The organism is Actinomycetota bacterium, assembly GCA_005888325.1.
GTDB lineage: Bacteria > Actinomycetota > Acidimicrobiia > Acidimicrobiales > AC-14 > AC-14.
In genome coordinates, this window is sequence record VAWU01000025.1 from 48,227 (window position 1) to 58,434 (window position 10,208).

At 72.0% G+C, this 10,208-nt stretch carries 11 protein-coding genes and 1 pseudogene (1 of these 12 cut by a window edge); 7 read left to right on the plus strand and 5 right to left on the minus strand.

Annotated elements, in window-relative coordinates; all coding sequences use genetic code 11:
• The first annotated feature begins 225 nt into the window (after positions 1-225).
• Entirely contained in the window at positions 226-1,773 is a 1,548-nt protein-coding gene (locus E6G06_09140) for a DUF3459 domain-containing protein (GenBank protein TML91709.1), read from the plus strand.
• Complete coding sequence (locus E6G06_09145; GenBank protein ID TML91614.1) at positions 1,770-2,753, plus strand: hypothetical protein; 984 nt, start codon at positions 1,770-1,772, stop codon at positions 2,751-2,753. Before E6G06_09140 ends, E6G06_09145 begins: the two co-directional genes overlap by 4 nt.
• Positions 2,754-2,793: 40 nt before the next feature.
• Here E6G06_09145 and E6G06_09150 read toward each other — a convergent pair whose 3' ends face one another.
• From E6G06_09150 to E6G06_09170, 5 genes are all read right to left on the minus strand, one after another.
• Entirely contained in the window at positions 2,794-4,152 is a 1,359-nt protein-coding gene (locus tag E6G06_09150; protein TML91615.1) for a hypothetical protein, read from the minus strand.
• A complete protein-coding gene (locus E6G06_09155) occupies positions 4,089-4,871 on the minus strand; it encodes an endonuclease (protein ID TML91616.1) in 783 nt (260 codons plus the stop codon). The genes E6G06_09150 and E6G06_09155 overlap by 64 nt, the downstream gene beginning before the upstream one ends.
• Positions 4,872-4,890: 19 nt before the next feature.
• On the minus strand, positions 4,891-5,433 hold the full coding sequence (locus tag E6G06_09160; GenBank protein ID TML91617.1) for a flavin reductase: 543 nt from the start codon (positions 5,431-5,433) through the stop codon (positions 4,891-4,893).
• Between the two features lie 49 nt (positions 5,434-5,482).
• A complete protein-coding gene (locus E6G06_09165) occupies positions 5,483-5,668 on the minus strand; it encodes a hypothetical protein (protein TML91618.1) in 186 nt (61 codons plus the stop codon).
• 201 nt (positions 5,669-5,869) lie between these two features.
• On the minus strand, positions 5,870-6,151 hold the full coding sequence (locus E6G06_09170) for a 4a-hydroxytetrahydrobiopterin dehydratase (protein ID TML91619.1): 282 nt from the start codon (positions 6,149-6,151) through the stop codon (positions 5,870-5,872).
• A gap of 119 nt (positions 6,152-6,270) precedes the next feature.
• Between E6G06_09170 and E6G06_09175 the strand changes: the two genes are divergently transcribed.
• The 5 genes and pseudogenes from E6G06_09175 to E6G06_09195 form a co-directional block, all read left to right on the plus strand.
• The gene (locus E6G06_09175) at positions 6,271-6,729 is read left to right on the plus strand and encodes a MarR family transcriptional regulator (GenBank protein TML91620.1); all 459 of its coding nucleotides are present in this window, start codon (positions 6,271-6,273) and stop codon (positions 6,727-6,729) included.
• Positions 6,726-8,009 carry an MFS transporter gene (locus E6G06_09180; GenBank protein ID TML91621.1) on the plus strand — a complete coding sequence of 428 codons (1,284 nt, stop codon included), beginning with the start codon at positions 6,726-6,728 and terminating at the stop codon, positions 8,007-8,009. The genes E6G06_09175 and E6G06_09180 overlap by 4 nt, the downstream gene beginning before the upstream one ends.
• Positions 8,010-8,019: 10 nt before the next feature.
• On the plus strand, positions 8,020-9,294 hold the full coding sequence (locus tag E6G06_09185) for a class I SAM-dependent methyltransferase (GenBank protein TML91622.1): 1,275 nt from the start codon (positions 8,020-8,022) through the stop codon (positions 9,292-9,294).
• A 61-nt stretch (positions 9,295-9,355) separates the two neighbouring features.
• On the plus strand, positions 9,356-10,087 hold the full coding sequence (gene coxB, locus E6G06_09190; protein ID TML91623.1) for a cytochrome c oxidase subunit II: 732 nt from the start codon (positions 9,356-9,358) through the stop codon (positions 10,085-10,087).
• A gap of 113 nt (positions 10,088-10,200) precedes the next feature.
• Positions 10,201-10,208, plus strand: a pseudogene (locus E6G06_09195) (cytochrome ubiquinol oxidase subunit I) (it continues 1,512 nt past the right edge of the window).

A 10,208-nucleotide genomic window follows, 5' to 3' on the forward strand; every position in this document is an offset into this window, starting at 1 on the left:
CGGGCGAGGAGGCCGGGCGTACCGTTCAGGAAGTGGTCATGGTCGCCGCGGTCGTCGTGGTGTGGATCGTGCTCTCGGTTCTCGTGGGCCTGACCATGGCGCCCCTTCGCCGCCCGAGCCGCATGCACCCCAGCTCGTTCGACCCGAGCTCGCTGCGTCCGCCTCCGTCCGGCTCCGTGCACCGCTGACGACTCCTACGCTGTCGCCCGCATGGCAATGCCCCGCATGTCGACGCCGTGGTGGAAGTCGGCCGTCGTCTACCAGCTCTACCCGCGCTCGTTCGCCGGCAGCGGCGGGCGGGTCGGCACGCTCGAGGGCATCCGCGCCCACCTCGACCATCTCGAGTGGTTGGGCGTCGACGCGGTCTGGCTCTCGCCGTTCTTCCGCTCGCCCATGGCCGACTTCGGCTACGACGTGGCCGACTACTGCGACGTCGACCCGCTGTTCGGCACGCTCGCCGACTTCGACCGGCTGCTCGCCGACGCGCACCGGCGTGGTCTCCGCGTCCTCATCGACTGGGTGCCGAACCACACCTCGGACCAGCACCCGTGGTTCGTCGAGGCCCGCGCGTCGCGCGACAGCCTCAAGCGCGACTGGTACGTGTGGCGCGACGGCTCACCCGACCAGCCGCCGAACAACTGGGCGGCCACCTTCGTCGACGGCCCCGCGTGGACCTGGGACGACGCCACCGGCCAGTGGTACCTGCACTGCTTCCTGCCCCAGCAGCCCGACCTGAACTGGGGAAATCCGGAGGTGGTCGAGGCCATGCACGGTGTCGTGCGGTTCTGGCTCGACCGCGGTGTCGACGGCTTCCGCATCGACGTCGTGCAGTGCATGGGCAAGCGACCCGACCTGCCCGACGATCCGGCCGAGGTGGTGGGGATCCCCCATTCCGCGCTCAACGACTGCCCGGAGACCCATCCGCTCCTCCGCGACCTGCGCCGCCTGTTCGACTCGTACCCCGGTGATCGGATGATGGTGGGTGAGGTCTACCTGCTCTCCACGGCACTGGTGGCCAAGTACTACGGAGCCGGCGACGAGCTGCACCTCGCCTTCAACTTCCCTCCCCTGCACGCGCCGTGGGACGCGGGCGCGTGGCACAAGCGGATCGAGCGTGTGGTCGCGGAGCTCGACCCGATCGACGCGTGGCCCACGTGGGTCCTCTCCAACCACGACAACCGCCGTCATCGCACACGCTACGGCGGGTCGGAGGCACGGGCCCGCGCCGCCGCGGTGCTACTACTCACCTTGCGCGGCACGCCCTTCCTCTACCAGGGCGAGGAGCTCGGGCTGGAGGACGCCACGGTCCCGCCCGAGCGGCGCGTCGATCCCGGCGGCCGCGACGGCTGCCGGGCTCCCATCCCGTGGACCGGCGCCACCGACCACGGTTGGGGCGTGGACGACCCGTGGCTCCCGTGGCCCCCCGAGTCGTCGTCGCGCGACGTGCAGGACCTGCGCGCCGACGACGCTTCGATCCTGCACCTCTACCGTCGTTTGTTATGCGCCCGCCACGACAGCGCGGCGTTGCGGACCGGGTCGTTCCGTCTCCTGCCCGCGTCGGTCGGCGCGCTCGCATGGGAACGCGAGGCCGACGGCGACCGCCGGCTCGTGGCGGTGAACTTCACCGACGCCGCCGTCGACATCGCGCTGAGCGGAGAGTGGGTCGTCGAGGTGGCCAGCGACGGCCGCAGCGAGGGTGACCGCGCCACGGGCCGGCTCGCGCCAAACCAGGCCGTGCTCCTCCGCGAGGCGCCGGCGCGGGGGGCGGCTTGAACACCGGTGAGCAGCTGGAGGCCACGCTGGCCACGGCCGTCTCACGTCACCCGCTCCACGGTGACGGGAAGTCGGGGTCGACGCTCGAGCGCGTGACCCTCGCCGACGGCACCGGGCTCGTGCTGAAGCACGTCGACCCCCGCCTCGACTGGATCATGCAGGCCACGCACGACACGGGCCGCGTCGCCCGGCTCTGGGCTGCCGGCGTCTTCGATCGCATGCCGCCCGCCATCGACACCGCGATCGTCGGCGTGGCGCCGACGCCGGACGGATGCACGGTCGTCATGCGCGACGTCAGCGCCTCGCTGCTGCCCGACGGCGTCCTCGTCACCCGGTCCCAGAGCCGGCAGCTGCTCGGGGCCACCGCGGCCCTCCACCGCACGTTCACCCGTCCACCCGTCGACGACCTGTGCACGCTCGCCGACCTCCTCGGGTTCCTGTCGCCCACGGCGACCGCCCCGCACCGCGCCGACCACGAGGTGCCACGGCTCGTCCTGCAGGGCTGGGAGCGGTTCGCCGACGTGGTGGCGGACGACGTGGCCGACGCGGTGCTTCACATCCTCGAGTCCACCGGACCCCTGGCCGAAGCGCTCGCGCACTTCGACGCCGCCCTCCTGCACGGCGACCTGAAGGTAGGCAACCTCGGCGTCGCCGGCGACCGCGTCGTCGTCATCGACTGGGGTCCGCAGACCTCGTGGGGACCGCCGGCGGTCGACTACGCGTGGTACGTCGCCATCAACGGAGCCGCGGTCCAGGCCTCGCTCGACGAGCTGGTGGACGACGTTCGCGCCGCAGCCGGGCGCGCCCACGACCAGGACGCGCTCCGCCTCGCGCTCCTCGGCGCCCTCGTCCAGCTGGGCTGGGAGAAGGCGCTGGGCGCGACCGCCGAAGACCGCGACGCGCGAGCGCGGGAGCGCTCGGGCCTCGAGTGGTGGACGGCCCGCGCCCGTGAAGCCCTCGACCAGTGGCAGCCACCCTGACCGGGCCGCCACCGTGACCGGCCGTCACCCTGACCGGGCGTCACCCGTCGTCGGGAGGCAGCGGCCGGGCGTCGAGCGGATAGGGCCGGCCCGACCGCTCCTCGAGCGACAGCTTGCCGCGGCCCGCGAACGCGAGCGCGGCCTCGCCCTCGACCAACCTGCGCAGCGGCTCGCCCACGAGGTCGTGACGCCAACCCCGGCACAGCCGGGCATCGCCGTCGCCGCGCACGAACGCGGTGAGGTCGGCGCGGGTCGCGACCAGCGCGTTGTCGATGCGCAGGTCGGCCGACAGCTGTGACGCCCACGCCGAAGCGAGCGTCACCGCGGGCCGCAGGTGGCGGTCGACGTCGTCGGCCGGCGGCAGTCGCAGCGCCTCGGTGGGGAGCTCGAGGCCCTCCCGCACCACCTGGAGGATCTCCTGGCCCATGCCCCCGCGAAGATGACGGCCGTCGACCCCGCGCAGCTCCTGCAGCTCCTCGAGGGTGCTCGGCGGGTGGTGGGCGATGGTCGTGATCGCCAGGTCGGACAGCACGAACCGCAGCGGCTGATCGGTCGCCGCCGCATGACGCTCACGCCACGCCGCCACCGCCTGGGCCACGCCGCGCGACAAGCCTCGCAGGGTGCGGGAATCCTTCACCCGCCACCACGCGGTGTCGGGGTCGGGGTTGCCGCGCCGGCGCGCCCGCATCGCCTCGCACTCCTCCTCGGCCCATTTGAGGCGTCCGGACGCGGTCAGGCGCTCGACGATCACCGCGTGCATGTCGAGCAGATGGGCGACATCGGCCGCCGCGTAGACCCGTTGCGCATCCGAGAGCGGGCGCCGGGTCCAGTCGGTGAGGCGGTCGCCCTTGGGCAGGTTGGCGCCGAGCAGCTTGCCGCCGAGGGTGCCGAGGGAGGGCGACGAGTACCCGAGGAAGCCGGCCGCGAGCTGGGTGTCGAACAGCCGGCGGGGGATCGTGCCGCAGGAGCGCTCGAGCACCTCCAGGTCCTGGTCGGCGGCGTGGGCCACCGCGACCCCCGGGCCCTCGAACACGGCGGCGAGCGGCGCGATATCGACTGCGAGCGGGTCGATCAGCGACACACCGCCCGCCCACGCGACCTGCAGCAGTGCCAGGAGCGGGTAGTAGGTGCGCTCGCGGTGGAACTCGGTGTCGAACGCGTAGAGCGCCACCTCGCCGAGATGCTCCACGAGCGAGGTGAAGGCCGCCGCCTCGGCGATCCAGATCACGTCCGTCAGCTCGGTGCGCCCCTCAGCACGGCGAAGCCCCACTCGGAGTTGCGCAGCCGTCGGACCGCCACGGGCGAAGACGCTACCGGACCCCGGCCGTGGCGGCGTCAACCGCCGGCAAGGTCGACCACCAACGCCCGATGGTCGGAGACGGGCAGCGCCCGGGCCCACGCGGCGCGAGCCGCAGGAACACGCCCGTCCGCGAGCGCGTGGTCGATCTGCACCGAGGGGTTGGGTGCGGGGAAGGTCTTGACCCGGGCGAGCGAACGCCAACCCGTGGTCCACCGGGCAACGGGCCCGGGCAGGTTGAGGTCACCCAGGAGGATGCACGGCTGGTCCGCCGGCGTGCGGCGGCGGAGGATCCGCGTGAGACGACGAAGCTGCATCGCGTTCCAGCCGGGCGCGAACGAGAGGTGGGTGGTGGCGATCGTCATCATCCCCACCGGGGTCTGCACCTCGGCGACGAGGCCGACGCGCGGCTCGTCCCGCAACAGGAGGACGCGGCGGGACCCGGTCGCGTAGACCGGCGACCGCACGGGCGCCGCGGCCAGGCGCACGACGTACCACGTCCGCACCGGGAGCCGCGAGACCAGACCTACGCCGTAGCCCATGTCACCGGTCTCGGCGGCATCGCCGTTCCTGGCCGGCCGCCAGATGCCGCCCGGCTCGCCGACGATGGCAGGCTCGAAGCGCCACGCCACCGCGTCGAGCGCCTCGGCGACCATCGCCGTCTGGTCCCGCCCGCCGGAACGGGCCTGGTTGCGGTCGACCTCCTGCATCCCGAGCACGTCGGCTCCGATCGAGGCGCACGCCGCGGTCAACCGCCTCCCGTCGACGACGCCGTCGGCGAGCGAGCGCCCGTGGAGGATGTTGAAGCTCGCCAGCCGCACGCCGCCTCAGTTCTCCCGCTCAGCCTCCGTAACTCATGCGGGTGTCCTCCATGCGAAGGACCTCAACGGCCTCGTCCTGTTGGAACGCGGCGTCGACGACCTCACCGAGGAACAGCGTGTGGTCGCCGACGTCGACCGCCTGAGCCACGGCGCAGTCGACGTAGGCGACCGCCTGGTCGAGAATCGGCGCGCCGGTGCGGGCGGCGTGGAAGGGAAACCCGTTCAACGTGCTCGCGGTCAGGTCCACCTCGACCGGCTTGGTGAACTTGCGGACGATGGCGCGGTCCTCGCGACTCACGACGTTGACCGAGAACGCCCCGCCCTCGGTGATGAGGCCGTGGGTGACCGCTTCCTTCTCGACCGCGACGCCGACGCGCTTGGGATCGAAGCTCACCTGGGTGACCCAGTTCGCGGTCATCAGGTTCAGCCTGTCGCCGTGCCGCGAGCCGATCACGTAGAGGCCGCTCGGCATCGTCCAGAGCACGCGCCGCCGGAGCTTGTCGTACGCCTCGGCGTCTGCGCCTTCAGGGATGGGGCCGACGATTCCCTGCTGCACGGGCATGGCTCGACCCTAGACGGGCGGGTCGTGCCCGCCGCGCGGGCGCCGCCGGCTACGGCAGCGAACGAGGTGTGCGGCGGTCCCCTTCGCGGACCTCGGTCTCCCGGAACAGCTCGGGCAGCACCGCTCCGTCGGACCGGCGACGGAGACGGAACAACCGCTCGTCGTCCCCGTCCCCGTCCTCGACATCGGCCACCTCGAAGCCCTGCACCCAGTTCCCGTCGAAACGGTTCCTCACCTGGACACCCTCGCCCTGCCTCACGTGACCTCACCCCTAGTCTTCCTCGCGCCCGCGATACCGCCATATCGGCGCACGCTCCTCGGCGCTGTAGGGAAACTTCGACCGCGGACTTCGAACCACGCGCGGCGCGGCCGTTCAGGCTCGTGTCACGGCCGTTCAGGCTCGTGTCACGGCCGTTCAGGCCCGTGTCACGGCCGTTCAGGCCAGTGTCAGAGCCTCGATCGTCCTCGCCAGGTCGAGGTCCTTGGTCGTGATCGCGTGCTCGCTGTGGGTCGCCAGCGCGACGCGCACCTTGTTCCACCGCACGTCGAGGTCGGGGTGGTGACCGGCGGCCTCGGCTTCGAAGGCCACGCGGACGACGAAGGCGATCGCGGCGCGGAAGTCCGGCAGCTCGTAGCGCTTCTCGATCTCGCCGTCGCCCAGACCCCAGCCCGGGAGCCCGGTCAAGCCGTCGCGGATCTCCTGCTCGGAGAGCTTCATGTCCGCATCATGCCTCGCCGGTCGCCCGGGGACCGTCGCGCCCCGGCCCGACCACTGCAATCCCGGGACCGCTGCAATTCCGGGACTACTTCGGCGCGCTAATTAGTTATGCTAAGCACATGTCCACCATCGCCCCGTCCACCGACGTCTCCGCCGACGACGAGCGCGTGGTGGCCGCCCGGCTCCGCCTCGTCGTCATGCGGCTGGCCCGCCGGCTGCGCCAGCACGCGAGCGCGGGCGTCACGCCGTCGCAGCTCGCCGCGCTTTCGAGCATCGAGCGCATCGGGCCGCTGACGCTCGGCGAGCTGTCGTCGGTCGAGCAGGTGCGGCCGCCGACCATGACGCGCATCGTCGCCGGTCTCGAGGCGGTGGAGCTGGTGACCCGTGAGCGCGATTCCCACGACCGCCGCGTGACGCGTGTCGCCCTCACCCCGAAAGGCCAGCGCTTCGTCGCGCGGAGCCGCACGCGCCGCGACGCCTACCTCGCGTCGCACCTCCGGTCGCTGACGCCCTCCGAGCTGGCCACGTTGGACAACGCCGCACGCATCCTCGAGCGCGTGATCGAGGGCGCCGAATGACCCGCTTCCGCCTCGTCACAGGTCGCACCTTCAGCTCCCTTCGCATTCGCAACTACCGCCTCTTCTTCACCGGGCAGCTCGTGTCGCTCACCGGCACGTGGATGCAGATCGTCGCCCAGGGCTGGCTGGTGCTGAAGCTGACCGGCAGCGGTGTGGCGCTCGGCCTCACGACCGCGCTCCAGTTCCTCCCGCTGCTGCTCTTCGGCGTCTGGGGAGGCGTCATCGCCGACCGCTTCGACAAGCGCCGAACCCTGCTGTGGACCCAGACCGCCGCAGGCACGCTCGCGCTCGTGCTCTTCGCCGTCGTCGCCCTCGACCGGGTCGAGCTCTGGATGATCTACACGATCGCGTTCGCGCTCGGCTGCGTGACGGCGATCGACAACCCCACGCGCCAGTCGTTCGTGACCGAGATGGTGGGGGGAGACGCCGTCCCCAACGCGATCGCCCTCAACAGCGCCGCGTTCAACGCCGCCCGTCTCGTCGGGCCTGCGATCGCAGGGATCCTGATCGCCACCGTCGGCATCGCACCCGCGTTCCTCGTCAACGGCCTCTCCTACGTGGCGGTCCTGATCGGGTTGACGCGCATGACGCCGGCCGACCTGAACCGCCTGGAACCCGCCCCTCGCGGACGTGGACAGATCCGCGCCGGGCTGCACCACGCCTGGTCGACCCCCGAGCTCCGCTCGACGATCCTGCTCGTCGCGGTCGTCGGCACGTTCGGGTTCAACTTCGTCGTCGTGCTCCCCCTGCTCGCGAAGTACACGTTCGACGGCGGTCCCGCGCTCTACGGTGCGCTCTCGTCGGTGATGGCCGTCGGCTCGCTGACCGGGGCGCTCGCGACCGCGGGCCGCGGGCGACCGACGCGCAAGTGGCTGCTCGGCACCGCGGTCGGCTTCGGTGTCACCGCGCTGCTCGCGGCCGCCGCGCCGAACCCCGTGGTCCTGGGAGCGCTGCTGGTGCCGGTCGGGGCGTCGATGATCGCCTTCATCGCCACCGCCAACTCCACCGTGCAGCTGCACTCCGACCCCGCCCTGCGGGGTCGCGTCATGGCGCTGTTCGTGCTCGTGTTCCTGGGCAGCACACCTCTCGGCGGGCCGGTGGTGGGCTGGTTGTCGGATCCGCGTCAGTTCGGGCCACGCGCCGGCCTCGTCGTGGCCGGTGCCTCCACACTGGCGGCCGCGCTCACCGCGATCGCGTTCAGCCGGCCGTGGTCGCAGCTTCGCATCTCGGCGCGCCCGCGACCCGAGCTGCACGTGCACACGGAGCGCGTCGCGTCGTAGTGTCCGCGCCATGGTCGATCGTCGCGGCTTGGCCCACATCATCGAAGACCTCCTGGGGAACGACCTGCCGGTCGCGGTCCTGGCGTACGACGGCACCCGACTCGGGCCGCCCGACGCGGCCGCAACGCTCGTGGTGCGCTCCCCCGCCGCGCTCCAGCGTCTCCTGACGGCGCCGGGTGAGCTCGGCTTCGCCCGCGCCTACGTCGAGGGTCACCTCGACGTCGAGGGCGACATCTTCGCCGCGCTCGCGCTCCGCGACCACCTGCCCGACGTCCGGGTGACGCGCCGCCAGTGGGTCGACATCCTCCGGCTCGTCACGGCTGCCGGCGGCGTCCGCGCGCTGCGGCCGCTGCCACCCCCGCAGGAGGAGGTTCGCCTGCGGGGCCCACGTCACTCGAAGGCGCGCGACGCCGCCGCGATCGCGCACCACTACGACGTCTCCAACCAGTTCTACCGGCTCTTGCTGGGCCCGTCCCTCACGTACTCGTGCGCCGTGTGGCGCGACCCCTCGATCTCGCTCGAGGACGCGCAGGCGGCCAAACACGAGCTCGTCTGCCGGAAGCTCGGGCTCGAGCCGGGCATGCGCCTGCTCGACGTGGGCTGCGGGTGGGGCGGCATGGTGCTGCACGCCGCCGAGCACCACGGCGTCCGGGCCGTCGGCGTCACCGTGTCGGCCCGCCAGGCCGACCTCGCGGGCAAACGGGTCGCGGAGGCGGGGCTCGCCGACCGGGTCGAGATCCGGCTGCAGGACTATCGCGACGTGACCGACGGCCCCTACGACGCCATCAGCTCCATCGGGATGTTCGAGCACGTGGGGCTGGCGAGCCTGCGCGTCTACCTCCAACGCCTGTACGGCCTCCTGCGGCCGCAGGGACGCCTCCTCAACCACGCCATCGCCCGCCCGCCCGGCGATCGGCCCCGCTTCGCCCGAGCCAGCTTCATCGATCGCTACGTCTTCCCCGACGGCGAGCTCCACGAGGTCGGCGAGGTCGTGTCCGCGATGCAGCGCGAGCGCTTCGAGGTCCGCCACGTCGAGAGCCTGCGCGAGCACTATGCCCTGACCCTGCGCCGCTGGGTCGCCAATCTCGAGGGGGGTTGGGACGAAGCGGTGGCCGAGGCGGGGATCGCGCGCGCTCGCATCTGGCGGCTCTACATGGCCGCCTCGGCGCTGAACTTCGAGGCGGGACGCACCCAGGTCCACCAGGTGCTGGCGGTGCGCGCCGACGGCGGGCGGAGCGACATGCCGCTGCGACCGTCGTTCGACCGCGACATCGCCCGGCCCTGAGCCGGGCGGGCTCGATTCCGCGGGTTGAAGGTTGACGCGACCCTCTCGATAGGCTCGGCGCATCGCCCCCCGACCCCGAGTCGCGCGGTTGCTCGCCATCCTCGGACCGCTGCTGGTCGCGGGATGCGGCTCGCGTTACGGCGCGACCCGATCCGCTTCTGAGCAGGGTGACGACATCCTCGGGCTCTGGCGCGGGCTGTTCTGGGTTGCGGCGATCATCGGTGCGCTCGTCATGGGCCTCATCCTCTGGGCCGTCTTCCGCTACCGCCACCGCGGACCGGTCGAGGAGCTGCCGGCGCAGACCCACTCCAACATCCCGCTCGAGATCTTCTACACCGCGGTGCCCCTGCTCATCGTCGTCGTCCTCTTCAGCGTCAACGTCGTCACCCAGAACCGGGTGACGAAGCTGAGCGACCACCCCGACGTGCGCGTCGAGGTCACCGCCTTCCAGTGGCAGTGGCGCTTCCGGTACGTGCAGGAGGACATCACGATCGTCGGCGACCTCGAACACCCGCCGACGCTCGTGCTGCCCGTCAACCGGACGGTGCGGTTGAAGCTGCGCACCACCGACGTCATCCATTCCTTCTACGTGCCCGCCTTCCTCGAGAAGCGAGACCTCATCCCCGGAGTCGACAACCAGATCGACGTGCGCCCGAACCGGGTCGGTCGCTTCGTCGGTCACTGCGCCGAGTTCTGCGGCCTGGCGCACGACCGCATGGGGTTCGACGTCGAGACGCTGACCCCCGCCGCCTTCGACCGGTGGGCGCGCGCGAAGCGGGGCCGGGCCGCGTGACGCTCGTCGACGAGCGACCGTCCGCGTCGGAGCCCGCTGGCGTCCGGCCGCGGTCGACGGGTCTCGTCGACTGGCTGACGACTACGGACCACAAGAAGATCGGCCTGCTCTACATGGGCAC

What these genes read in the sequence shown, in the direction of transcription:
- E6G06_09140 (TML91709.1), top strand. Translation starts at nt 226, where the DNA reads ATGTCGACGCCGTGGTGGAAGTCGGCCGTCGTCTACCAGCTCTACCCG.
- E6G06_09160 (TML91617.1), bottom strand. Translation starts at nt 5,433, where the DNA reads ATGCCCGTGCAGCAGGGAATCGTCGGCCCCATCCCTGAAGGCGCAGAC.
- E6G06_09170 (TML91619.1), bottom strand. Translation starts at nt 6,151, where the DNA reads ATGAAGCTCTCCGAGCAGGAGATCCGCGACGGCTTGACCGGGCTCCCG.
- E6G06_09175 (TML91620.1), top strand. Translation starts at nt 6,271, where the DNA reads ATGTCCACCATCGCCCCGTCCACCGACGTCTCCGCCGACGACGAGCGC.
- E6G06_09180 (TML91621.1), top strand. Translation starts at nt 6,726, where the DNA reads ATGACCCGCTTCCGCCTCGTCACAGGTCGCACCTTCAGCTCCCTTCGC.
- E6G06_09185 (TML91622.1), top strand. Translation starts at nt 8,020, where the DNA reads ATGGTCGATCGTCGCGGCTTGGCCCACATCATCGAAGACCTCCTGGGG.